The sequence below is a fragment of the Rhizobium sp. 'Codium 1' genome, from assembly GCF_020889605.1.
GTDB lineage: Bacteria > Pseudomonadota > Alphaproteobacteria > Rhizobiales > Rhizobiaceae > Allorhizobium > Allorhizobium algae.
In genome coordinates this window covers 413,345-435,763 of sequence record NZ_JAJGPW010000001.1, presented here as the reverse complement: position 1 = coordinate 435,763, position 22,419 = coordinate 413,345, and the positions used below count along the sequence as shown (strand labels likewise).

General features: G+C 60.3%; 24 protein-coding genes. 22 read left to right on the top strand and 2 right to left on the bottom strand.

What is annotated here, in order from left to right; translation table 11 throughout:
* The 13 genes from LJE98_RS02090 (at nucleotide 1) to folD (ending at nucleotide 9,525) form a co-directional block, all read left to right on the top strand.
* Entirely contained in the window at nucleotides 1–1,065 is a 1,065-nt protein-coding gene (locus tag LJE98_RS02090) for a flagellar hook-associated family protein (RefSeq protein WP_229573068.1), read from the top strand.
* A gap of 36 nt (nucleotides 1,066–1,101) precedes the next feature.
* Nucleotides 1,102–1,449 carry a flagellar biosynthesis regulator FlaF gene (gene flaF / locus LJE98_RS02085; protein WP_229573067.1) on the top strand — a complete coding sequence of 116 codons (348 nt, stop codon included), beginning with the start codon at nucleotides 1,102–1,104 and terminating at the stop codon, nucleotides 1,447–1,449.
* Nucleotides 1,446–1,895: a flagellar biosynthesis repressor FlbT gene (flbT, locus tag LJE98_RS02080; protein ID WP_006726382.1), complete on the top strand. Its 450-nt coding sequence runs from the start codon at nucleotides 1,446–1,448 to the stop codon at nucleotides 1,893–1,895. Before flaF ends, flbT begins: the two co-directional genes overlap by 4 nt.
* Nucleotides 1,886–2,332 carry a flagellar hook assembly protein FlgD gene (gene flgD / locus LJE98_RS02075; protein WP_229573066.1) on the top strand — a complete coding sequence of 149 codons (447 nt, stop codon included), beginning with the start codon at nucleotides 1,886–1,888 and terminating at the stop codon, nucleotides 2,330–2,332. Before flbT ends, flgD begins: the two co-directional genes overlap by 10 nt.
* Nucleotides 2,333–2,390: 58 nt before the next feature.
* Nucleotides 2,391–2,657: a flagellar biosynthetic protein FliQ gene (locus LJE98_RS02070; protein ID WP_229573065.1), complete on the top strand. Its 267-nt coding sequence runs from the start codon at nucleotides 2,391–2,393 to the stop codon at nucleotides 2,655–2,657.
* Between the two features lie 108 nt (nucleotides 2,658–2,765).
* Nucleotides 2,766–4,853 (top strand): flagellar biosynthesis protein FlhA, encoded by a 2,088-nt coding sequence (gene flhA, locus LJE98_RS02065; RefSeq protein WP_229573064.1) that lies wholly within the window; start codon nucleotides 2,766–2,768, stop codon nucleotides 4,851–4,853.
* Complete coding sequence (gene fliR / locus LJE98_RS02060) at nucleotides 4,850–5,599, top strand: flagellar biosynthetic protein FliR (protein ID WP_229573063.1); 750 nt, start codon at nucleotides 4,850–4,852, stop codon at nucleotides 5,597–5,599. The genes flhA and fliR overlap by 4 nt, the downstream gene beginning before the upstream one ends.
* Nucleotides 5,600–5,666: 67 nt before the next feature.
* Nucleotides 5,667–6,020: a hypothetical protein gene (locus tag LJE98_RS02055; RefSeq protein ID WP_370660373.1), complete on the top strand. Its 354-nt coding sequence runs from the start codon at nucleotides 5,667–5,669 to the stop codon at nucleotides 6,018–6,020.
* 33 nt (nucleotides 6,021–6,053) lie between these two features.
* Nucleotides 6,054–6,608 (top strand): rod-binding protein, encoded by a 555-nt coding sequence (locus LJE98_RS02050; RefSeq protein ID WP_229573061.1) that lies wholly within the window; start codon nucleotides 6,054–6,056, stop codon nucleotides 6,606–6,608.
* Between the two features lie 29 nt (nucleotides 6,609–6,637).
* Nucleotides 6,638–7,003 (top strand): hypothetical protein, encoded by a 366-nt coding sequence (locus LJE98_RS02045; protein WP_112240379.1) that lies wholly within the window; start codon nucleotides 6,638–6,640, stop codon nucleotides 7,001–7,003.
* Nucleotides 7,003–7,542 carry a flagellar basal body-associated FliL family protein gene (locus LJE98_RS02040; RefSeq protein WP_229573060.1) on the top strand — a complete coding sequence of 180 codons (540 nt, stop codon included), beginning with the start codon at nucleotides 7,003–7,005 and terminating at the stop codon, nucleotides 7,540–7,542. Before LJE98_RS02045 ends, LJE98_RS02040 begins: the two co-directional genes overlap by 1 nt.
* A 138-nt stretch (nucleotides 7,543–7,680) precedes the next feature.
* Entirely contained in the window at nucleotides 7,681–8,502 is an 822-nt protein-coding gene (locus tag LJE98_RS02035) for a WecB/TagA/CpsF family glycosyltransferase (RefSeq protein ID WP_229573059.1), read from the top strand.
* Nucleotides 8,503–8,625: 123 nt separating this feature from the next.
* Entirely contained in the window at nucleotides 8,626–9,525 is a 900-nt protein-coding gene (gene folD, locus LJE98_RS02030) for a bifunctional methylenetetrahydrofolate dehydrogenase/methenyltetrahydrofolate cyclohydrolase FolD (protein ID WP_229573058.1), read from the top strand.
* A gap of 23 nt (nucleotides 9,526–9,548) precedes the next feature.
* Here the strand turns inward: folD and LJE98_RS02025 are convergent, their stop codons facing one another.
* Complete coding sequence (locus LJE98_RS02025; RefSeq protein WP_229573057.1) at nucleotides 9,549–10,574, bottom strand: LacI family DNA-binding transcriptional regulator; 1,026 nt, start codon at nucleotides 10,572–10,574, stop codon at nucleotides 9,549–9,551.
* A 279-nt stretch (nucleotides 10,575–10,853) separates the two neighbouring features.
* Here LJE98_RS02025 and LJE98_RS02020 point away from each other — a divergent pair, with 279 nt between their 5' ends.
* The 7 genes from LJE98_RS02020 (at nucleotide 10,854) to LJE98_RS01990 (ending at nucleotide 19,930) form a co-directional block, all read left to right on the top strand.
* Nucleotides 10,854–12,206 (top strand): ABC transporter substrate-binding protein, encoded by a 1,353-nt coding sequence (locus tag LJE98_RS02020; RefSeq protein ID WP_229573056.1) that lies wholly within the window; start codon nucleotides 10,854–10,856, stop codon nucleotides 12,204–12,206.
* Between the two features lie 96 nt (nucleotides 12,207–12,302).
* The gene (locus LJE98_RS02015; RefSeq protein WP_229573055.1) at nucleotides 12,303–13,544 is read left to right on the top strand and encodes a carbohydrate ABC transporter permease; all 1,242 of its coding nucleotides are present in this window, start codon (nucleotides 12,303–12,305) and stop codon (nucleotides 13,542–13,544) included.
* Nucleotides 13,545–13,558: 14 nt separating this feature from the next.
* Nucleotides 13,559–14,722 (top strand): carbohydrate ABC transporter permease, encoded by a 1,164-nt coding sequence (locus LJE98_RS02010; protein ID WP_229573054.1) that lies wholly within the window; start codon nucleotides 13,559–13,561, stop codon nucleotides 14,720–14,722.
* A 37-nt stretch (nucleotides 14,723–14,759) separates the two neighbouring features.
* A complete protein-coding gene (locus LJE98_RS02005) occupies nucleotides 14,760–16,415 on the top strand; it encodes an alpha-glucosidase family protein (RefSeq protein WP_229573053.1) in 1,656 nt (551 codons plus the stop codon).
* 14 nt (nucleotides 16,416–16,429) lie between these two features.
* On the top strand, nucleotides 16,430–17,518 hold the full coding sequence (locus LJE98_RS02000) for an ABC transporter ATP-binding protein (protein ID WP_229573052.1): 1,089 nt from the start codon (nucleotides 16,430–16,432) through the stop codon (nucleotides 17,516–17,518).
* A gap of 157 nt (nucleotides 17,519–17,675) precedes the next feature.
* A complete protein-coding gene (locus tag LJE98_RS01995) occupies nucleotides 17,676–18,083 on the top strand; it encodes a hypothetical protein (protein ID WP_229573051.1) in 408 nt (135 codons plus the stop codon).
* Between the two features lie 518 nt (nucleotides 18,084–18,601).
* Nucleotides 18,602–19,930 (top strand): DUF2778 domain-containing protein, encoded by a 1,329-nt coding sequence (locus tag LJE98_RS01990; protein ID WP_229573050.1) that lies wholly within the window; start codon nucleotides 18,602–18,604, stop codon nucleotides 19,928–19,930.
* 111 nt (nucleotides 19,931–20,041) lie between these two features.
* Here the strand turns inward: LJE98_RS01990 and LJE98_RS01985 are convergent, their stop codons facing one another.
* The gene (locus LJE98_RS01985) at nucleotides 20,042–20,827 is read right to left on the bottom strand and encodes a DUF4394 domain-containing protein (RefSeq protein WP_229573049.1); all 786 of its coding nucleotides are present in this window, start codon (nucleotides 20,825–20,827) and stop codon (nucleotides 20,042–20,044) included.
* Between the two features lie 267 nt (nucleotides 20,828–21,094).
* Between LJE98_RS01985 and LJE98_RS01980 the strand changes: the two genes are divergently transcribed.
* Nucleotides 21,095–21,646: a sigma-70 family RNA polymerase sigma factor gene (locus LJE98_RS01980; RefSeq protein WP_229573048.1), complete on the top strand. Its 552-nt coding sequence runs from the start codon at nucleotides 21,095–21,097 to the stop codon at nucleotides 21,644–21,646.
* Nucleotides 21,643–22,350 carry an anti-sigma factor gene (locus LJE98_RS01975; RefSeq protein WP_229573047.1) on the top strand — a complete coding sequence of 236 codons (708 nt, stop codon included), beginning with the start codon at nucleotides 21,643–21,645 and terminating at the stop codon, nucleotides 22,348–22,350. Before LJE98_RS01980 ends, LJE98_RS01975 begins: the two co-directional genes overlap by 4 nt.
* The last annotated feature ends 69 nt before the right edge of the window (nucleotides 22,351–22,419 follow it).

The following is a 22,419-nucleotide window of genomic DNA, read 5'->3' as shown; positions in this document are numbered from 1 at the left end:
ATGTCGACGGCCAGCGTATCCAATCTCTCGACCCAGACATCCATGCGCCTGACGATCAGGCAGGCGCAGAATGAACTTCTGAAGGCGCAGCAGGAAGTCAGCACCGGTTTTTACGCCGATATCGGCGCGGAGCTGGGCAGCAAGACATCGACGGTCGTCGACCTCAATCGCGAGAGCCTGCGGCTGACCTCGATGATCAACAACAATTCGATCGCGACCCAGCGGCTTTCGGCCTCTCAGGAAGCGCTGAAGCAGATGGCGACCGCTGCGGAAGAGATGAACAACGCGTTGATCACGATCTCCGGATCGTCCAACAGCGACACGATCAACACGACGGTCATGACCGTGTCGAACTCACTGTCGACGATGACCAGCATGGCCAATCAGGCCGCCAATGGCGAATTCCTGTTTTCCGGCATCAATACCGACGTCAAGCCGATCCAGGAATACACCGACACATCTCCTGCAAAGATCGCCTTCGATGCCGCCTTTACCACCTACTTCGGCTTTCCGCCGACAGATACGGTTGGCACGGCAACGATCGCCGCCAGCGGCGCGGCCCCGAGCATGGAAGATTTCATCGGCTCCGTACTTGAGCCAATGTACACCGGAGCCGATTGGAATACGGATTGGTCGAACGCCACAGACCAGGCGATGACAAGCAGGATCTCCCAGTCGGAGACGGTCCAGACCTCGACGTCGGCCAATGAAAACGGGTTTCGTTACTTCGCGCTCGCAGCCATCGTGACAAAGGAACTGATGACGATTGGCGCTCCCGCCAATGCAGTCTCCGTCGCGATCAACAAGGCCATTGATTACACCGGTCGCGCGATTTCGGGCATCAACGCTACCCGCTCTGAACTCGGTCTATCGGAAAACCGCGTCGAGAAGGCAGATGCCTCGCTGAGGATCCAGGTCGATATCATTGAGACCAGCCTGTCGAGCAAGATTGAAGTAGATGCGTACGAAGCCTCGACTCGCGTTAACTCTCTGCTTTCCATGGTGGAAGCATCTTACACCCTGACCGCGAGGATCCAGGGCTTGAGCCTTGTCAACTACCTTTGATGAGCAAAGGGTGAAATGAAACTGAAGGGCAACTGAATGTACCAGTTCTCATATGCCGAAATTATGGAAGATGGCGTCGCCGACGCCAAGGAGCGTGAACGGCAGGCCCTTGACCGTTGCATCCAGCTTCTGAGCGCCGCACGGGAGAAGAAGGGTTATTCCCGCGAGGCGATCGAGGCTCTGTTCTATACTCGCCGGGTCTGGGTCCGGCTGATCGAAGATCTGCAAAACCCCGAAAACCAGTTGGGCGAGGAAGTCCGCGCCAACCTGATTTCCATCGCCATCTGGATTTTGAAAGAGTGTGACCGGATCCGCAAGCGCGAGTCGGAAAACTTCCAGGGCATCATCGACGTGACAACCATCATCAGGGATGGACTTAAATGAAGAGCACTTTGCGCATCTCGCTCAAGTCGGGCGAACGTATTTTTATCAACGGAGCGGTTCTGCGCGTCGACCGCAAGGTTGCCCTCGAGTTCCTGAACGATGTGACCTTCCTGCTCGAGAACCACGTTCTGCAGCCGGAACAGGCGACCACGCCCCTGCGTCAGCTCTACTTCATCGCCCAGATGATGCTGATCAATCCGGAAGGCAAGGACCAGTCGCTCGCGATGTTCCGCAAGTCGGTGATCATGCTGCTGTCGTGCTTCGAGAACGAAGAAATTCTCGCTGAACTGAAGCGCATCGACGGCATGGTGTCGTCAGGCCGAGCATTCGACGCGCTGAAAGCGATCCGCCAGCTTTATCCGATTGAAGACCGTATCCTGAACAATCAGGAAATGGCGCCGGCAACGATCGAGCAGATCCGTAAGGAGATCGCACCATGGCGGTAGACAGTGTAGCCGCCACCACTGCGGCCACGACGACTTCGTCGGCCAGCAGCAGCACGGCGAGCAAGGCTGCCGAGAAGGCATCGATCGATTACGATAGCTTCCTGAAGCTTCTGATCGCGCAGATGAAGAACCAGGACCCGACCGATCCGATGGATGCCAGCGAGCAGATTGCGCAGCTGGCGACCTTCTCGCAGGTCGAGCAGTCGATCCAGATGAACTCGAACCTCGAGACTCTCATCACCGGTAACGCCCTGACGAATGCCTCCTCCTACATCGGCAAGACGATCACCAGTGCCGATGAAAAGACCACGGGCGTCGTGGCCTCTGTGCGCGTCTATACGGACACGATGGTCGCGACGACAACCGACGGCAAGGAAATCCCGATTGTGGTTGGAGTTCGCGTCGGCACAGCAAGCACCACGACGACCGACTCCTGATATGCTAGGCCTTTCGGAGTGGAGGGTATGATTCGCCGCTCCGAAAGGATATCGTCTCATGAATGAGGCAGACGCTCTCGACATCTTGCAGGCAGCAATCTGGACGATCATCATCGCCTCGGGGCCGGCCGTTGCCGCCGGCATGATCGTCGGCGTGACGATCGCCCTGATCCAGGCGCTGACCCAGGTCCAGGAAATGACCTTGACCTTCGTGCCGAAGATCCTCGCGATCATGATCACCATCGGCATATCCGCTCCCTTTGTCGGTGCGCAGATCAATCTCTTCACGACCCTCGTCTTTTCGCGAATACAGTCCGGCTTCTAGCGCTGACCGGTCTGACACCCTCGCGCAAGCTTCGACCGCTATCTCTCGGAAGCAGACTGCCGGAAGTATGATCTTCCGGATGACTTCTCATGAAGAGATGGAATGGACATGGCGCAACCACCTGCACTCGTAATCCCGAAGGTGAGCCCCAGCGGGCGTGACATCGGATTCGCGTTCGGGATCGTGATGATCCTGTGCATTCTCTTCCTGCCGATTCCACCATTCCTGATCGATGTCGGACTCGCATTCTCGATCGCCTTGTCCGTCCTCATCCTGATGGTGTCGCTCTGGATCCAGCGACCGCTCGACTTCTCGTCCTTCCCGACCATCCTGCTGATTGCCACCATGATCCGCCTGTCGCTGAACATTGCGACGACGCGCGTGATCCTGACCCACGGTCACGAGGGGCATGGGGCTGCTGGCGGCGTCATCGCAGGCTTCTCCACGCTCGTCATGGGTGGCGATTTCGTCATCGGTCTGATCGTCTTCCTGATCCTGATCACGGTCAATTTCATCGTCATCACCAAGGGTGCGACGCGTATCGCCGAAGTCGGCGCCCGCTTCACCCTCGACGCCATCCCCGGCAAGCAGATGTCGATCGACGCCGACCTGTCCGCAGGCATCATCGACGAGAAGGAAGCACAGCACAGACGTCGCGAACTGGAGCAGGAAAGCTCCTTCTTCGGTGCCATGGATGGTGCTTCGAAATTCGTCCGCGGCGATGCGATTGCCGGCCTTATCATCACCGCCATCAACGTCGCTGGCGGCATCATCATCGGCTACTTCCGCCACGGCATGGAACTTGGCGAAGCAGCCGATGTCTTCGTCAAGCTCTCCGTCGGCGATGGTATCGTCTCCCAGGTCCCGGCACTGATCGTTTCGCTCGCTGCCGGTCTTCTGGTCTCACGCGGCGGCACGCCGGGCTCGACCGACCAGGCCGTCGTCAATCAGCTGAGCGGCTACCCGCGCGCATTGTTCGTCGCGGCTGCTCTCATGGGTGCGCTCGCGATTGTGCCGGGCCTGCCTCTGATCCCGTTCACCTTGCTTGGTGGTATCATGGCTTTCGGCGCCTGGTTCATTCCGCGCCAGCTCGAGGCCGAGAGCAAGCTGAAGCGCGAGGACGAGGAAAAGAAGGTCATCCAGAGCAAGGAAGCCGAAAAGGACTCGGTCAAGTCGGTCCTGAAGACCTCGGAAATCGAACTCGCACTTGGCAAGCTCGTCTCGACGCGTCTCCTCGGCGCCCACCAGGAGCTCGCCTTCCGCGTCGGCAAGATGCGCAAGAAGTTCGCCAGCCAGTACGGCTTCGTGGTGCCCGAGATCAAGGTCACCGACGATATCGCCATACCGGAGAAGGCCTACCAGATCCGCATTCATGGCACGACGGTCGCCTCGAACAACCTGCGTGTCGGCGAAGTCCTCGTTGTCACCGGCTCCGGCCGCAAACCGAAGGTTCCCGGTGACGAGATCCGCGAACCCGCCTTCGGCATGCCGGCAGTTTCGGTGCTGGAGACCTTCACCGAGGAATTGAAGCGCGAAGGCTTCCATCCCATCGACAATGTTTCGGTCGTGTTGACCCATGTCTCGGAAGTCATCCGGAACAACCTGCCGCAGCTTCTGTCCTACAAGGACGTCAAGGTGCTGATCGATCGCCTCGATCCCGAATACAAGAAGCTGGCGGACGAAATCTGCTCGTCGCACATGTCTTACTCGGGCCTGCAGGCAGTCCTGAAGCTGCTCTTGGCCGAACGTGTGTCGATCCGCAACCTGCACCTCATTCTCGAAGCCGTCGCCGAACTTGCGCCGCATGTTCGCAAGACCGAGCAGATCGTCGAGCACGTGCGCGTCCGCATGGCCCAGCAGCTTTGCGGCGACCTGACCGACAACGGCGTCCTGCGTGTCCTCCGCCTGGGCTCGAAGTGGGACCTCGTCTTCCACCAGGCGCTGAAGCGCGATGCCAAGGGCGAAATCGTCGAATTCGACATCGATCCGCGCAGCCTCGAAGAGTTTTCCGAACAGGCGAGTCAGGTTATCCGTGAATTCATGGACCGCGGCCTGCCCTTCGTTCTTGTCACATCGCCCGAAACGCGGTCCTATGTCCGCATGATCATCGAACGACTCTTTGCCACGCTGCCTGTTCTCTCCCATGTGGAACTGGCCAAGGGCATCGAGATCAAGATTTTGGGCTCCATTTCATGATTTCTGACCCGCAGGGGACTGTGCTGGTGCTGTTTGCGATCTTCTGTCGCATCGGCTCCTGCATCATGACCCTGCCGGGCTTCTCTTCAGCCCGCATCTCAATGACGGTGCGGTTCTTCCTGGCATTCGCGGTCTCCATGGCAATGACGCCATTGCTGTTCGACGCGCTTTACCCGCGTGTCTCCGTCGGCGGAGCCACACTCGTCGGCGTCATCGTCGCCGAAATTCTGATCGGCATGATGTATGGTCTGGTCCCGCGCCTCTACGTGCTCGGGTTGCAGTTCACGGGCTCTGTCGTGTCCATGGCGATCGGCCTCAACACGCCTGGCGCCACCGATATTCTCGAAGACACGTCCGAGAACCAGATGACCAACCTCATTTCCTTCGGCGGTCTGCTGCTGCTCTTCATGATGGATTTCCATCATGTCGTGTTCCGGGCACTGGTCGATTCCTACACAGTGATGCCTCTGGGCGGCATGCCGGACAGCCAGAAGATGCTGATCACGCTGACCGACACCCTGTCCCAGACCTTCATGCTGATGCTGCGACTGGCGAGCCCCTTCATGATCTTCGGACTGATGTTCAACGTCGCCGTTGGTCTGGTGAACAAGCTCGCGCCGCAAGTGCCGGTCTTCTACATCTCCACGCCCTACCTTCTCCTGGGTGGTCTCCTGCTGGTCTATTTCACCATCGCGGCCATGGTCATGCAGTTTGCCCAGAATTTCCCGATGATCTTCAACTTCTGAGGAGGGCGCCTTGGGACCGAACAAGAAATCCGACAAGCTGAAGCGCCTCGTGGCAGTGCAGCGGCATATGGAGCGCATGGCAGAAAGTGATCTCGGCATCACCGCCCAGCGCATCGAGGAAAATGCGCGGTCGATGGACACCGTGATGGACGCGATCGGCTCTCTTGAGCCGCTGCACAGGCTCTTCGCGCAGAATTATGCCGATCGCTTCGATCGCTTGTCCAACACGGACAAGCAGTTGCACGGTCTCCAGCAGGTTCAGGAAATGAAGCTCATGCGCGAGCGCGCCAAGGGCGACCGTCTCGAGGAAAACATGAAGGATGCGCGCGATCACGAGGAACGGCAGCGGGACGATGACGCGATCTACGACCTGATCGATCTGCAATTTGCCACACCAGCCTCCAGCAAGCTTCAGGAGTGATAGTCGCCTCGAACCGAAAACGAGGATATCACCTTGGCCATATCTCCTCCGAGCGATCTGGTGCTGGACGTGGTCCGCGCCGCTGACCCGGCGCAAGTCGCAGCCGCCCAGGAACAGTTGAAGACCAACCGTGCAAACTTCATGGCGACCAGTCTCGCCGAGAAGGGCGCGGGCTTTGGCGCTACCGTCGATATCCTGAACCGGACCACCAATGCAGCGCGGACCGAGGCAATGGCCGAGAAGACGGAAGACGTCGGCAAGCCACCGAAGATCTATCGCGATTTCGAAGCCGTCTATCTGACCAACTTCGTCCAGAGCATGCTTCCGGACGAGAGTGAGGAAGTCTACGGCAAGGGCAATTCCGGCGAGATGTGGAAGAGCATGATGGCCGAGCAGCTGGGCTCGACCATCGCCAATGCCGGCGGCGTCGGCATCGCACAGCAGATGTATGACGAGGCACTCCAGCGCGTGCGCGGACAGGAGGGCGTCAACGCCGCGACCGATGAAACGGACCGCGGGCTGGCCATGAGCTGGGTAACGGATCTCGAGCGTCGCACCCTGGGTGCCGGCGCTGACACCAAAAACTGATCGAATTTCGAAAGACAGGGCAGGATTTCATGGAAGTTGTTTCGAGCGAATACCGCGTGAAGACGGTGCTGAGCCGCCTGGAGCGCATCATCGACAATGAGAACGAGCGGATTGGCAAGGATCCGGAATTCGATTTCAAGGTCTCGAACGCGCACAAGAGCCGGTGCCTCTATGAGCTCACCATGCTCTTCCGTGATACGGATCCGCGCGAATTCGCCGTCAACTACGTCGAGCAGCTCCATGTCCTCAAGGAAAAGCTCGCACTCAACGCCCGTCGTGTCGAGGCCCATCTTTCGGCAGTTCGCGCCGTCGCCGATCTCTTGAAGAATGCGGTTCGCGATGCCGATGGTGACGGCACCTATTCTCAGGAACAGTTCCAGTTCAGCGAGTTCTGATGGGCAAGATACTCGGAATCGGCCTTTGGGTCTGCATCGTCACGCTGGGAGCCGTCTATGGCTCGATCTACCTGGCGACAGCCCCGGCCGGCCCGAGCGAGGAAGACGCCAAGAAGGCGGCGCTGGAATTGATCCGGGGCGAGCCGATCACCATCCCCGTCATCGGGGGCGGTGATGTCACCGGCTACTTCCTCACCCGCATTTCCTTCATGATGGACAAGGAAAAGGTCAAAGGACAAACCTTGCCCACGACCGAACTGATGACCGACCAGCTGTTCACATTGCTCGTCGGCAACAAGATGGTCGACATCGGCAATGTCTCGAGCTTCGACGTCAACGACTTCCGCGAGAAGATCAAGACGGAGATGAATGCACGCCTCGGCGAAGGCATGGTCGATCAGGTCCTCATCGAGCAGCTCGATTACGTCTCCAAGGAAGCGGCCCGCAAGTCGGCAGACGGTGGCTCCAGGCCGATGGAGACGACGACCGTGGTCGAGGGCGAAAAGCTTGACGAGCAGCCGGCATCTTCCGGCCACTGACGGTTCTGATCAGGGCCAGCCAGCTGGTCGTGGTGGTTAACATTGGACTGACGCGAAGCCGACAAATTCGCTGTCGTTCTTCACTTGGATTTCAGTTCTGATCGCTAGTGTCCGGTGGATCGATCCTCGGGACATGTCATGCCAGCTTCTTCATCGTCAGCCTATAAACAATCGGCGGAAACCTTGCTCGCCGCCGATGAACCGGTGGTTCCCGTTCTGCCGGTTCTCGGCATGCCGGTGCACGATCTCGGCTGGAATCAGGCCCTGGCACTTATCGAGCAGAAGCTGACCTCGCAGCAGGGGTTCACGCACATCGCATTCCTCAATGCGAACAATGCCAATGTCATGGTGCGGGACCCTGAATATCGCGAGGTTCTGGGGCGTTGCCTTGTTCTGCCCGATGGCATCGGCGTGGATATTGCTGCGCACTTCATCCATGGCGGTCGCTTCAGGGCCAATCTCAACGGCACCGATTTCGTTCCGGCATCCCTGACCTTCATCGCAAAACCGCTGCGTATCGGTTTGCTTGGCGCGACGTCGCAGGTGCTGCAGGCCGCTGCGGTCAATTTCCGCAAGCATACGCCGTGGCACGAGTTCATCGAGATTTCGGACGGCTACTTCGACCGCGCCGATCCGGCGCTGATCCTGAAGCGCATCGAGATGGCCCGCATCGACCTGCTGCTGGTTGCCATGGGAACACCCTTGCAGGAAAAATGGGTCGACAGACATCTCACCGCAGACCATGCGCGTGTCGTGATCAGCGTCGGCGCCTTGCTCGATTTCGTTTCCGGCCGGGTGACGCGGGCCCCGGGCTGGGTCCGCCACCTGCGCTTGGAATGGCTTTACCGTCTGTGGCTTGAACCCAACCGCCTCTGGCGGCGCTACATCCTCGGTATTCCCGTCTTCCTCGGTCATGTCCTGAGCCACAGGCTGCGCCAGCCGCCGGCACCGCTCGGCTGACCAAAACCGGCAGGTCCTGCCTTGCAATATGCCGCAATTTGACAGCATAGGACGGGGACAGGCAAATGGTGCCCCTGCGTTGGCGCTAGCTTGCTGCCAGTTGAAGACGGGGATTTGAGCACAGTGACCACGGTAATCGATGGAAAGGCAGCCGCCGCTTCGGTGATCGAAGCGGTAACCTCAGCGGCAAGCGGGCTGGAGACCTCCGGTCACCGCAAGCCCGGTCTCGCGGTCGTCATTGTCGGCAATGATCCGGCAAGCCACGCCTATGTCGGCGCGAAAAGTCGAATGGCAAAGCAGTGCGGCTTCAATTCGATCCAGCACACGCTTCCCGAAGATACGGCGCAGCAAGACCTGATGGCACTGGTCGCGTCGCTCAACGCCGATGCCGAGATCGATGGCATCCTGGTGCAATTGCCGCTTCCCAAACATTTGGATAGCGAACAGGTCATCCAGTCGATTTTACCGGAAAAGGATGTCGATGGTCTGCACATCGTCAATGCCGGCAAGCTCGCGACCGGCGACCTGAAGACCGGTCTTCTTTCCTGCACTCCAGCCGGTGCCATGATCCTGGTGCGCCAGATCCATGGCAAGGATCTGTCGGGCCTGAATGCGCTGGTCATCGGTCGCTCCAACCTCTTCGGCAAGCCGATGGCGCAGCTTCTGCTCAATGCCAATGCGACTGTCACCATCGGCCACTCGCGAAGCCGGGATCTGCCCGAACTCGCCCGCCAAGCCGACATCCTGGTCGCAGCCGTCGGCCGTGCCGAAATGGTGAAGGCCGATTGGCTGAAGCCTGGCGCCACCGTCATCGATGTCGGCATCAACCGGGTGGCGGCTCCCGAAAAGGGCGAGGGCAAGTTCAAGCTGGTCGGCGACGTCGCTTTTGCCGAGTGCAAACCGGTCGCCAAGGCGATCTCGCCGGTTCCAGGTGGCGTCGGCCCAATGACCATCGCCATGCTGATGGCCAACACCGTGATCGCCGCGCATCGTCGGGCCGGTGTCGCAGCGCCCAGCTTCTGATAGAGCGTCTGACGCGGAACCGGTCAGGCAGGCACTGGCCCGGTCGAAGCCCGCACCACCAGTTCCACCTTCCATAACTCCTGTGCGGGGGGCGCGGGTTCGCTCTGCTGGATCATCGCGATAAGGCGTTCGCCCACCCGCAGCCCCGCTGCACGCAGCGATGAGCGGGTCGTCGTCAGCGGGGTCGAGAAATTTTCCGGCTTCAGCAGTGGCAATTCGTCGTCATGTGCGATCAGCGAGATGTCGGTGCCAAGCTTCAGCCCCAACTCGTTCATCGCCCTGACGGCGCCGAGCGCCAGCACGGTACTGGCACACAGAACTGCGGTCGGCCGGGCCGGGCCGGCCAGGATCTCCTTCATGCCGCGATAGCCTTGCTCGTCGCTCATGAAACTGTGTCGCGTATGGCGCGGATCGAGGATCAGCCCCCTTTCGGCGAGTGCCTTCTCTGCCCCGTGCCGGCGCCGACAGGCAAAATCGAGATCTGCCTGACCGTTCAGCAGTGCCACCCGCGTGTGGCCGAGCTGCAGGAGAAAGCGCGTGGCATCGTAGAAGGCGCCTTCATTGTCGACGTCCAGGAAGGGATAGTCGAGGTCGAGCCCAAAGGAGCGGCCATGCACGATGAAGGGCAGGGAGAGCGACTTGGCCATGGCGATCCGGGGATCCCTCTCCCGGATATAGGCGAGATAATAACCATCGACACTGCCGCTCGCCACCAGCCAGCGGATGGCCTGCTCCTCGTCTTCGGCCCGCGACGGCATGATGACGAAATGGAAGTCATGTTCGATCGAAGCCTCGGCGAGACCGCTCTGGAATTCGGCAAAATGCATGTCTGAGCTGTGGTCGGGGGAAATCGGCATGATCAGTCCGATGGATCCGGCCTTGCCGGTCGCGAGCCTTTGGGCGGCGCGGTTCGGCCGATAGCCGGTTTCCTTCGCTGCCTTCAATACCCGTTGCCGTGTGTCCTCGTTGACCTCGGGATAGCCGTTGAGTGCGCGGCTGATCGTCGTCTGCGACAGCCCGAGCATCTGGGACAGTTCTTTCAGATTCACTGCGGATTTCCTCTCCTCACCCGGGCGAAAACCTCCTCCGTCTTCGACCAAAGCGCTTCGAATATGGCGCAGAGGCTGGCCTTGCGACAAGCGAAATCTGAACGCCGATGAGGCATTTGCCTCAGAGCGGGCGGCCTTGTGCGTCTAATTGCGGCAACTCCCCAAAAGCCCCTTGACTCCCGATAGAACCCAATGTGATGAAATAGGGGCCAAAGCGCTTTGAGGATCATGCGCTGATCAGGGACGATTGGCCGTCCGATGTGATGGGAGGTAAATCACATGAAGAAGATGTTTTTGATGACCGTGGCGGCTGCCGCGCTCGTGGCCGGCACAGCTGCCGCGCAGGAACTCAAGTTTGCTCCGGGCGAAGATGCGAAGTTCAATTGGGCGAGCTTCGAGGAATTGAAGAAGATACAGCTCGATGGCGAGCAGATCACCATCTTTGGCCCCTGGCTCGGCCCTGACCAGGTGCTCGTCGAAAGCGTGCTGGCCTACTTTGCTGCCGCAACCGGCGCTGATGTTCGCTACACCGGCTCCGACAGCTTCGAACAGCAGATCGTCGTCGACCTTGAAGCTGGCTCCGCCCCGAATATCGCAATCTTCCCGCAGCCTGGCCTCGCATCCGACATGGCAAAGCGCGGCTTCCTGACCGACCTCGGCGCTGAAAACGCGTCCTGGCTGAAGGACAACTACTCTGCCGGTCAGTCCTGGGTCGATCTCGGCACCTATGCCGGCAAGGATGGCAACAAGGCCTTCTACGGCTTCCCCTACAAGACCGATGTAAAGTCGCTCGTCTGGTATTCGCCGGAAAACTTCGAAGACGCCGGCTATGAAGTGCCCAAGACGATGGAAGAGCTCAAGGCTCTGACCGAGAAGATTGCCGCCGATGGCGGTACGCCTTGGTGCATCGGTCTCGGCTCGGGTGCTGCCACCGGCTGGCCCGCGACCGACTGGGTCGAGGACATGATGCTGCGCACCGCGTCGCCGGAAGACTATGACAAGTGGGTATCGAACGAGTTGAAGTTCGACGATCCGATCGTCGTCAACGCCATTAACGAGTTCGGCTGGTTCGCCAACAACGACAAGTTCGTCGTCGGTGGTGCCGGTGCGGTCGCGTCGACCGACTTCCGTGACAGCCCGAAGGGCCTCTTCGCATCGCCGCCGCAGTGCTACCTGCACCATCAGGCATCGTTCATCCCGTCGTTCTTCCCCGAAGGCACGTCCGTGGGTGAAGACGCGGACTTCTTCTACTTCCCCGCCTATGCCGGAAAGGATCTCGGCAGCCCGGTTCTCGGTGCCGGTACCACCTTCACGATCACCAAGGACAGCAAGGCTGCCCGCGCCTTCGTCGAATTCCTCAAGTCGCCGATCGCCCATGAAGTCTGGATGGCGCAGAAGGGCTTCCTGACCCCCCACAAGGGCGTCAACACGGAAGTCTTCACCGATCCGACCGTGCGCAAGATGAACGACATCCTGCTGCAGGCAACAACCTTCCGCTTCGACGGTTCTGACCTGATGCCGGGCGCTGTCGGTGCCGGCAGCTTCTGGACCGGCATGGTGGACTTTGTCGGTGGCAAGTCGGCCGAAGATGTAGCAAAGTCGATCCAGGCGTCCTGGGACGGCATCAAGTAATCTGCCGCAGAGCAGAACCGCATACCGAGCGTCCGGGCCACTGTGGCCCGGGCGTTCGCAAAAACAATCAGAAGGCATGCGGAGGGGGAGGTCATCATGAATCCGGCGTTGCAGGCTCTGATCACGATCGTCATCGGCGTCGGTGGTTGTATCGGGTATTTCTATCTGTCGAACATGTTCGTCGACAGGGTGCTGTTCCCCGCAAAGGGTGAGCATGCCGGGCGCAACATCAACCGCGCCAATATGGTTCGACCCTGGTTGTTCCTGTTTCCTGCGGTCTTCGCTCTTGGCCTCTATCTCGCTTATCCGGTTGTCGCCACGATGTGGCTGTCCGTCACGGACCGCAACCTCGGCGGCGCCTTTGTCGGCCTCGACAATTATCAACGCATGATGGGCGAACCGAAATTCTGGGAAGCGATCAGCAACAATCTTCTCTGGCTGACCGTTGTGCCGGCGGTGTCGACAGCTTTCGGTCTTCTTGCAGCCCAACTCACCGACCGCATTTCATGGGGCAACATTGCCAAGTCGCTGATCTTCATGCCGATGGCGATTTCCTTCGTCGGTGCATCCGTTATTTTCAAGCTCGTCTACGATACGCGCCCCGCCGGTGAAGAGCAGATCGGCATCCTGAATGCCCTCTGGCTTTCCTTCGACGGCGGCATCGGCGCCATCATCGTCTTGCGGATCGTGCCGGCGCTGCTTTTGGCAGGCTTCATGGCCTTCATCATCTACGGTGTCTACCAGCTCCTGCGACCCCTGGCCGGCGGCGTCGGCCGTCGGGGCGGCAGTTCTGCCTTCGGCGTGGTCGTCCGTATCATCGTGACGCTTGCAGCGGCCTGGCTCGGCTACAAGGCTCTGGTCTCCATCTATTCCGTCCTGACATTCGACTATCCCTATGGGCAGCCCCAGACCTGGCTCACCATCTCCTTCTGGAACAACTTCTTCCTGATGGTGGTGCTGATCTGGATCCAGACCGGTTTTGCCATGGTCATCCTCTCGGCGGCCCTGCGCGGCATCCCGGAGGAAACGATCGAGGCAGCGGTCATCGACGGGGCCAACGACTTCGAGATCTTCTTCAAGATCAAGATCCCCCAGATCATGGGCACCGTCGTTGTCGTCTGGACGACCATCACTCTCGTGGTCCTCAAGGTCTTCGACATAGTCTTTGCCATGACCAACGGTCAGTGGGAAACGCAGGTGCTGGCCAACTACATGTTCGACAAGCTGTTCCGCGCCAATGACTGGGGCGTCGGCTCGGCCAGCGCCATGGTCATCATGCTGCTGGTGCTGCCGATCCTGGTCTGGAATGTCTACAACGCTCGAAAAGAAATGCGCTGAGGGGAGGCGGGATCATGGCTAAAGTCGCAGGCAAAAAATCCAGTCTCGTCTGGGCCGTCCACCTTTCGGTGGCCGTGCTCGTTGTTCTCTGGTTGCTCCCCACCACAGGTCTCTTTATCTCCTCGTTCCGGACCGCGGACCAGATCGCGACCAGCGGCTGGTGGAGCTCGCTCTTTTCGCAGGAGCAGAACTTGGTGTTGAGAACGGCGGATCCGTCGACCCAGCGTCAGGAGGGGAACCTCTGGATCATCGAGGGCAATGTTCTGAGTGAAGGCGGCGCCTCCGCCGAAGCGGAAATCTCCACCTGGGGTACGTCCTCTCGAGCCATCAGCGAGTACGAACCCGGTGCGACCGCCGACATGGGCGACGATGGTCGTGTGACCCTGCAGGCGAATGGTGACTACCGCCTGGAAAGCGATGCCGAGATGACTGGCAGCCGCGGCGAGCGCATCTTCGTGACGGCAGAACTGCCGCCGGAATTTACGCTCGGCAACTATCAGACCGTCCTGTTTTCCGCTTCGACCACCGACTCCATGGCGAAGGCCTTCTTCAACACGTTGACAGTGACCATCCCCGCGACCGTCATCCCGATCGTCATCGCCGCATTCGCTGCTTATGCCCTGGCCTGGATGGAGTTTCCGGGGCGTGCACTGCTGATCGCGGCCGTCGTCGCGCTTCTCGTCGTGCCGCTGCAGCTTGCGCTCATTCCGCTCCTGCGCCTGCATCTCTCGATCGGCATCGGCAAGGGTTACCTCGGCGTATGGCTCGCCCATACGGGTTTTGGCCTTCCACTCGCCATCTATCTCTTGCGCAACTACATGGTCGGGCTCCCGCGCGACATCATCGAATGCGCCAAGGTCGACGGTGCGACCGACTTCCAGATCTTCACCCGCATCATCCTGCCGCTCTCTTTCCCGGCCCTCGCTTCCTTTGCCATCTTCCAGTTCCTCTGGACCTGGAACGACTTGCTGGTCGCCAAGGTCTTCCTGATCGATGCGACGGGTGAGACGACGGTCATGACCAACCAGATCGTCGAGCTTCTGGGCACGCGCGGCGGCAACTGGGAGATTCTGGCCACGGCGGCCTTCGTATCGATTGCCGTGCCGCTTCTCGTCTTCTTCTTCATGCAACGCTACCTGGTCCGTGGCCTCCTTGCCGGTTCGGTCAAGGGTGGCTGAGGCCGGGGCGACAGACCAAGCCAACAGGAATAGCTAAATGAGTGCAGTTTCGAATCCCGTCATGACGCCCGACAAGGACTGGTGGCGCGGCGCGGTGATCTATCAGATCTATCCGCGCTCCTACCAGGATTCCAACGGCGACGGCATCGGCGACCTGAAGGGCATCACCGCCCGTCTGTCGCACATCGCCGAACTTGGTGCGGACGCGATCTGGATTTCGCCCTTCTTCACCTCCCCGATGAAGGACTTCGGCTACGACGTGTCGAACTATGTCGATGTCGATCCGATGTTCGGCTCTCTGACGGACTTCGACGGCCTGATCGCCGAGGCTCATCGCCTCAATATCCGGGTGATGATCGACCTCGTCATGTCGCATTCGTCCGATCAGCATCCCTGGTTCGTCGAGAGCCGGTCGAGCCGCGTGAACGAAAAGGCCGACTGGTATGTCTGGGCGGACTCCAAGCCGGACGGCACGCCACCGAACAACTGGCTGTCGATCTTCGGTGGTTCCGCCTGGCAGTGGGATCCGAGCCGCATGCAGTATTACCTGCACAACTTCCTGACCTCGCAGCCGGATATGAACCTCCACAATCCGGAAGTGCAGGACGCGCTGCTCGCCGCCACCCGTTTCTGGCTCGACCGCGGCGTCGATGGCTTCCGTCTCGACACCATCAACTTCTATTTCCACGACAAGGAGCTGCGGGACAACCCGGCGCTTGCACCCGAGCGCCGCAATGCCTCGACAGCACCCGCCGTCAACCCCTACAACTTCCAGGAACACATCTACGACAAGAACCGCCCGGAAAACATCGCCTTCCTGAAGCGGTTCCGTGCTCTGCTCGACGAGTATCCGGCGATCGCTGCGGTCGGCGAAGTCGGAGACAGCCAGCGCGGCCTCGAGATCGTCGGCGAATACACATCCGGCGACGACAAGATGCAGATGTGCTACGCCTTTGAATTCCTGGCGCCGGAGCCTCTGACGCCCGAAGTCGTGCGCAATACCCAGAACGCGTTTGCGGCCGCAGCGCCCGAAGGCTGGGCCTGCTGGGCCTTTTCCAACCACGACGTCGTTCGCCACGTATCGCGTTGGGGCGCCAGCGTCCTCGACCGCGAAGCCTATGCCAGGATGATCTCGGCGGTGCTGCTGACCCAGCGAGGCTCGGTCTGCATCTATCAGGGCGAGGAACTCGGCCTGACCGAAGCCGATATTGCCTACGAAGATCTCCAGGATCCCTACGGCATCCAGTTCTGGCCGGAATTCAAGGGCCGCGACGGCTGCCGCACGCCCATGGTCTGGGACGACCACGCGCTGCAGGCGGGCTTCTCGACGGCGCAGAAGACCTGGCTGCCGATCCCGGTCGAACATGTCCTGCGCGCGGTCAATACCCAGGTCGGCAAGCCTGACACGGTGCTCGAGCACTATCGCCGCTTCCTGACCTTCCGGCGCCAGTATCCGGCTTTCGCCAAGGGTGATATCTCGTTCCACGAGACCGGCGAAGACCAGCTGGCCTATACCCGCGCCTTCGGCAATGAAAAGCTGCTCTGCATCTTCAACATGAATGCGCAAGAGGCCGCGATCGCCTTGCCGAGCGGCGAGTGGATTGCGCTCGAAGGCCATGGGTTTGCCGCTACAGTCAAAGATAACAATGTAGAGTTGCCGGCTTGGGGCGCCTATTTCGCGCGTCACGCCTGACAGGGGAGGAAAGCATGACGGGTCTGGTTCTCAAGGACATCCGCAAGGCATATGGGCAGGTCAAGGTCCTGCATGGCATCGATCTGGAGATCAAGGAAGGCGAGTTCATCGTCTTTGTCGGACCGTCGGGCTGCGGCAAGTCAACGCTGTTGCGCATGATTGCGGGGCTTGAAGACATCACGAGCGGCGAGATGTATATCGACGGCCAGCTCATCAATGATGTGCCGCCTTCGAAGCGCGGCATCGCCATGGTCTTCCAGTCCTACGCGCTCTATCCGCACATGACGGTCTACGACAACATGGCCTTCGGCATGCGGATCGCCGGCGAAAGCCGGGAGGAGATCGATCGCCGCGTCACGTCGGCTGCGGCGATCCTCCAGCTCGAACCCTATCTGGACCGCCTGCCGAAAGCCCTTTCGGGTGGCCAGCGCCAGCGCGTTGCCATTGGCCGCGCCATTTGCCGTGATCCCAAGGTCTTCCTCTTCGACGAGCCACTGTCCAACCTTGATGCCGCCCTTCGCGTTGCGACCCGCATCGAGATCGCCAAGCTCAACGAGCAGATGGCGGATACCACCATGATCTATGTCACGCATGACCAGGTCGAGGCGATGACGCTGGCGGACCGGATCGTCGTGCTCTCGGCCGGGCATATCGAGCAGGTAGGCCCTCCGCTCGAACTCTATGAGCGTCCGCAGAACCTCTTCGTCGCACGCTTCATCGGATCACCCGCGATGAACATCATGCCGGCAACCGTGACCACAACGGGAGATGTAACGAAGATCACGCTCAAGGACGGTTCGGAAGTGGCTGTGGATGTCGCGACATCGGCCTCGGAACAGGGCAAGGCTGCGAGCTTCGGCGTCCGTCCGGAAGACCTGGCGATTGCGGCGGACGGTGAATACCTCTTCGAGGGCAAGGTCGATATCGTCGAAGCACTCGGTGAAGTGACGCTCCTTTATGTTCAGGGCCCGGTGGAAGAAGAGCCGGTCGTCGTCAAGCTCCCCGGCATAGTCGATGTGAAGAAGGGCGCCGTTTTGCGCTTCTCCGCCGACAAGACCAAGCTTCATCTCTTCGACGCTGCGGGCCAGACCTATCGTCGTTGACCACAGCGTCACAAAGTGACACTTTAAGGCCCTGTTATCCTTACCGATGGCAGGGCTTTTCTGTGGCTAGATCTGCACCCTGCGCCAACACCGACTGTTAAGTTGTGGCTGCTAGCCTTTTGTCCATAACAGTGGACAAAAGACGAGGGCAGAAACGATGAGGACGGCGAGTGGCGGATCTCATTTCCTGAAGAAGGAAGAATCCTTCATGTACGACCGGGAAAACCGGTATCGCATGGAGGATACGATGAATGCCGGGCGGCTCGAATACACCGAGAACGGCATGTCGCACATGGCGGCGCGGCGCTGCGATATAATTCGCATTTCGCTGAGCGGAGCGGTGGTCGCGCTGGTCACTCAGGTCAACCTGCCCCAGCAATTCTATCTCGACATCCCCGATGCCCGCATCAACAAGGTTGGTGCGGTGCTGATGAAGAGCTTTGCCAACAACACGGCCGAGATCCGCTTCCTGCGGCTGCTGACGCAGAAGGAACTGGACCGAATTTTCGTGTTCTCGACCCATCCGGCGCACAAGGATCGCGTCCTCGACGTCCGCAGCTGGTAAGCAGCGCCTATGAGCTCCAGAAGGCCGGTGTGGCGAAGGCTGCACCGGCCTTCTGCATTTCTGACTGGTCATTCCGCTCAGGACCGTCGATCTTCCAGACACATCCGCCAGAGGAATAGCCTGTCCTGTCAGAAGGCTGGATGAACAATGACCTGTTCGAACTGATCGGCAAGCCGGCCGGCGGCCGATGAGCGCCGCGAGGGCGTGTCGATGAAGCGACAAGACAGCAGCGAGCAAAACGCCGCCGCTGCCGCTCTTCTTGCATCCGCTGTTCCGGCCTCTATCGCGGACCAGAACCTGAGGGCGGGCGGCGGATTAACCCGTCACGTTTGATACTGTTTTGCGGCGGGCGCTCGGAATGTGACATAAAGCGCCGGGCGTAAACCTCTTGGTTACCAAACTTCTTCATTCTTTAGGACAGTCGACAGGACGGCATTGCCACAACCCTGTCCCAGTAAAGCCGGCTTCTGCTGCTATGTCGCCGGCTCCCAGAGTTTTTGGTAAGCGAGTTCAGTAACATGGCGTCCTCGACCCCTAAGGTCACCGGCGGCAATGGCGTCGCCGTTCAAACGACGAAGTCGCGCGCAAAGAAGCGCGGCTCGAGTATGCCGACGCTCTTGGGCATCGGCCTTGCCTGCCTCTTCTGGGGCACCGCAAGTATTGCCGTTTTCAAGGGCCTTTCCTCCTCTACCATCGACGTTCCGACCATGGCGGGCCACAACCTGCCGAAGCCGGATCTCGCCCTTGTCAAGCCGCTGGCGTCGCAGGCGGCACAGACGAAGGGAGCGAACCTTGTTGCTCTCGAACAGATGCACAATCGTTTCGCCGAAGCGATCGCCGCAACCGACCATCTCGGCCTTCTCATGCTCCCGGCCGCCATGCGACTTGCTGAAGTCGACAAGTCGGACCGGCTGCTTCTCGCCCGCGTCGAGAGCGTGACGGGGCCTCAGGCGCTTGCGGTTCTGCGTGATGCCCTCTTGCAGGCTGAAGCGGGCCGACAGCAGGCAGCACTCGCAACCGCTGCCCATGATCGTCGTAGCGGCGTCGATGATGTCGACCCTGTCGTCACGGCCTCGATCTCCCAGGAAGCGTCCGCCGCGATGCCGGCCGCCCTCGGCTATGCCGCAGTACCATCCGCGCCGGAGATGATGGCCGTCGCCGATCCACGCGAGGAGCCCTTCGAGGAACTTCTCTCCGAGCCGGCAGTCGAGGATCACGGCGCTCTTCCGGATGACGGTCCGGTCCCCGGCGCCAAGCCACAGGCAAAGCCGCAGGCCGAGCGCGTGCCGGCCCCAGAGGCGCCTTCCGCTACCCGCACGCCGGATAAGCCGAAGAAGACGCTGCTTAACATGCTGGCCTATGCCAAGCCCGACAATCCGGTGACCACCGATGACGGGGCAGGGGGCCTGTTCAGCCGCAAGAAAAGCCTTCCCGGACCCGGAAGCCGCATCGCCGTCTATGTGATCGAGGATTCGGTCGTGCACATGCCGAACGGCGAAAAGCTCAAGGCCCATTCCGGCCGCGGCCATATGCGCGACAATCCAAAATTCGTGCATGTGAAGAACTACGGACCAACGCCGCCGAATGTCTACAAACTGCGGATGCGCGAAGCACGCTTCCATGGCATCGAGGCGATCCGCATGAACCCGGTCGGCGATGCGAAAATGTACAATCGCGATGGCTTCCTCACCCACACCTATCTGCTCCGCCGTCGCGGAGACAGTTCCGGCTGCGTGGTGTTTGAAGACTATAATCGCTTCCTGAACGCCTATAAGCGCGGACATGTACAGACATTGATCGTGGTCCCGAGCATGCGGGATCTGCCGAAATACATGGCGATGATTTAATAGAAAGGGCCTCCGTGTCATCGACACGGAGGCCCAATTTTGACGCTCCCGATCTCGGGATGACGCTTGCTTGGCCGGCAGGCTGTAGCTTTGCCTGTCGACCTCAGAAGCTTACATCGCCGGGACAACCGTGATCGACTTGATCACGGAAGGTGCACCCGAGATGTCGCCGGCCTTGGTCGCCGCACCCGTTTCCAGATTGACCGTGTAGAGCGTGCTGTCAGCCACCAGCCATGCGGTGTTCATGCCGTCGGCACCGGCCTCAATGTCGAAGGCGTAGGTCTGCGGGCTGCCTTCGATGCCCAGCTTGCCGATCGCCTTCAGCGTGCCGTCGTTGGGCTTGGTCTGCTGGATCAGGGCGCCGATCGTGGCATCGATGTTGTACATCGCGGTCTTCTCAGGCGTGCCGAGGGAGTTGGTATAGGCTGCAGCAACCGTATTCGGTGTTTCGCCCTTGTGCATGTCGCCCTCTTCGAAGGCGAGGCTGCCATCGACTGTGACCGCACCCGTGTCGGGATGGACGCGGTGATTGGTCGTTCCGGTCATGTAGCGTATGCGGTCGGCAGCCGGGTTGAAGTTCACGATGACAGGCGCATCGCCGATTGTCAGCGGCTTGTCCATCTTGGCGAGTTCAGTGGCGGCACCCGTTTCCGGATCGATGGTGACGATGGCATTGTCGGCGGTCACGCCGACGATGGTCTTGTTGGCTGGGCGGTAGTCGATGCCCACGAGCCGATCAATGCCGGTCACGTCCATGCTCTTGGAGACCTCAGGATTGGCTGTGTCGAACATCACGAGCGTCTTGTCGCCCGCAAGGCCGACGACCTGGGCTGCCTGCGCGCCGAAGGCTGTGAGTGCGGTTGCGGCAGCAAGGCTGAGGATACGGATGCTGGTCATGGAAACTTCTCCCGTCTGAATGGTGCGGCGACACCCTTCTGGTGCCTCCTGAACCCTAGACACGCGGCGACGGCCGATTGGATGCAGCACTCGAAGAATTTTTTCTCGGCTGCATCCGGAGCCCCCGTCTCGCGTGTCGGGAAGATGAAGGAGACAATGATGGAAATGGTGATGACGAGAGCCGTTCAGTCAGCCGGAACGCCTGTGCCCGGTTGCCAAATCTTCAGCAATGCCTACTTTCCGCAGAGCAGATTGGAAGGATGCGGGATGGGGAATGACGAAGACGAGCTCGGTGCGGCGCTGAGAGCCTGTGCTGCGGGAGATCGCGCCGGCCTCGCCATGATCTACCGCAGCGAAGCGGCCCGCATGGTCACCATTGCGGAAAGGATCCTTCGGCGGCACGATCTGGCGGAAGAAATCGTCCAGGAAGCCTTCCTGCAGATCTGGAACAAGGCCTGGCAATACGATCCCTCCCGGGGTTCGGCGCGTGGCTGGATTTTCGCCGTTGTCCGCTCGCGCTCGCTCAACGCACTGCGGAACGGCGGACGGGAGGATCTCGCGGATGCAGAGAGCATCGAGCGCCTTCAGGATGAGGGGGCGGATGCGCTTTATACCGATCTCTTCGATCAGTTGGATACCGCAAGCCGCCTGCGCTCTTGTCTGGGGCGACTGGATGGCCTGCGCCGCAAAACGGTACTGATGGCCTATGTCTCCGGCTATAGCCACGGCGAGATCGCTGGGCGCCTGAAGCTGCCGCTTGGCACGGCCAAGGCCTGGATCAGACGCTCGCTCTCGGCGCTCAGGGAGTGCATGGCATGAGCACCTGGCACACCCCGACAGAACGCGCTGATGCCTATGTCCTCGGATTGATGGACGAGCACGACCGCAGGACCGTGGACAACGAATTGGAGAGCGATCCTGTTCTGGCACGAGCGGTTGGCGAAGCACGCGACCGCTTCCTCGAACTCGACCTGGTCGGTCCGACAGCCACGGTCTCGGCAGACCTCTGGTCTCGTATAGAGGCAAAGCTCGGGACAGCGGGCAAGCCCGGAATTGCAGGCCCCCATCCAGTTGCCGCAAACGACAACCGTCTGGTCCGCTGGCGCGCCATCGCCATGTCGGCCGTGGCCGCCTCTGTCCTGCTCGTGGCGGTCTTGGGTTACACCACCATGACCCGGCTTGAGCCGCAGGTCGTCGCGATCCTGATGAATGCCGAGGGGGAGCCGGTGGTCATGATCGAGGACTTCGGCAACGACACGGCCAAGGTGGTCCCGCTCATTGATCTGGCGGTGGCGGATGATCGCTCGCTGCAGCTCTGGACGCTGCCATCGGCCGACACCGGCCCGGTCTCGCTTGGAGTGCTCGATGGCTGGGAGACTGCGACACTGTCAGGTCCGGATCTGCCACGGCCGGCGGAAGAGCAGCTTTATGAGATCACGGTGGAACCGTTCGGAGGTTCGCCCACGGGCAAACCAACGGGGCCGATCGTCGGCAAGGGCTTCGCCAAGGCACCGCGTCCCTGACAATGAAAGGTCCGGCATCCGCCGGGCTGACGCCGGGGGCTGAGCAGCAGTGCCAATTCGATGCTGTCA

Excerpts from the sequence above, each read along its gene's own strand:
- LJE98_RS02090 (WP_229573068.1), top strand. The coding sequence starts at position 1 with ATGTCGACGGCCAGCGTATCCAATCTCTCGACCCAGACATCCATGCGC.
- flaF (WP_229573067.1), top strand. The coding sequence starts at position 1,102 with ATGTACCAGTTCTCATATGCCGAAATTATGGAAGATGGCGTCGCCGAC.
- flbT (WP_006726382.1), top strand. The coding sequence starts at position 1,446 with ATGAAGAGCACTTTGCGCATCTCGCTCAAGTCGGGCGAACGTATTTTT.
- flgD (WP_229573066.1), top strand. The coding sequence starts at position 1,886 with ATGGCGGTAGACAGTGTAGCCGCCACCACTGCGGCCACGACGACTTCG.
- LJE98_RS02070 (WP_229573065.1), top strand. The coding sequence starts at position 2,391 with ATGAATGAGGCAGACGCTCTCGACATCTTGCAGGCAGCAATCTGGACG.
- flhA (WP_229573064.1), top strand. The coding sequence starts at position 2,766 with ATGGCGCAACCACCTGCACTCGTAATCCCGAAGGTGAGCCCCAGCGGG.
- fliR (WP_229573063.1), top strand. The coding sequence starts at position 4,850 with ATGATTTCTGACCCGCAGGGGACTGTGCTGGTGCTGTTTGCGATCTTC.
- LJE98_RS02055 (WP_370660373.1), top strand. The coding sequence starts at position 5,667 with ATGGAGCGCATGGCAGAAAGTGATCTCGGCATCACCGCCCAGCGCATC.
- LJE98_RS02045 (WP_112240379.1), top strand. The coding sequence starts at position 6,638 with ATGGAAGTTGTTTCGAGCGAATACCGCGTGAAGACGGTGCTGAGCCGC.
- LJE98_RS02040 (WP_229573060.1), top strand. The coding sequence starts at position 7,003 with ATGGGCAAGATACTCGGAATCGGCCTTTGGGTCTGCATCGTCACGCTG.
- LJE98_RS02035 (WP_229573059.1), top strand. The coding sequence starts at position 7,681 with ATGCCAGCTTCTTCATCGTCAGCCTATAAACAATCGGCGGAAACCTTG.
- LJE98_RS02020 (WP_229573056.1), top strand. The coding sequence starts at position 10,854 with ATGAAGAAGATGTTTTTGATGACCGTGGCGGCTGCCGCGCTCGTGGCC.
- LJE98_RS02015 (WP_229573055.1), top strand. The coding sequence starts at position 12,303 with ATGAATCCGGCGTTGCAGGCTCTGATCACGATCGTCATCGGCGTCGGT.
- LJE98_RS02010 (WP_229573054.1), top strand. The coding sequence starts at position 13,559 with ATGGCTAAAGTCGCAGGCAAAAAATCCAGTCTCGTCTGGGCCGTCCAC.
- LJE98_RS02005 (WP_229573053.1), top strand. The coding sequence starts at position 14,760 with ATGAGTGCAGTTTCGAATCCCGTCATGACGCCCGACAAGGACTGGTGG.
- LJE98_RS02000 (WP_229573052.1), top strand. The coding sequence starts at position 16,430 with ATGACGGGTCTGGTTCTCAAGGACATCCGCAAGGCATATGGGCAGGTC.
- LJE98_RS01995 (WP_229573051.1), top strand. The coding sequence starts at position 17,676 with ATGAGGACGGCGAGTGGCGGATCTCATTTCCTGAAGAAGGAAGAATCC.
- LJE98_RS01990 (WP_229573050.1), top strand. The coding sequence starts at position 18,602 with ATGGCGTCCTCGACCCCTAAGGTCACCGGCGGCAATGGCGTCGCCGTT.
- LJE98_RS01985 (WP_229573049.1), bottom strand. The coding sequence starts at position 20,827 with ATGACCAGCATCCGTATCCTCAGCCTTGCTGCCGCAACCGCACTCACA.
- LJE98_RS01980 (WP_229573048.1), top strand. The coding sequence starts at position 21,095 with ATGGGGAATGACGAAGACGAGCTCGGTGCGGCGCTGAGAGCCTGTGCT.
- LJE98_RS01975 (WP_229573047.1), top strand. The coding sequence starts at position 21,643 with ATGAGCACCTGGCACACCCCGACAGAACGCGCTGATGCCTATGTCCTC.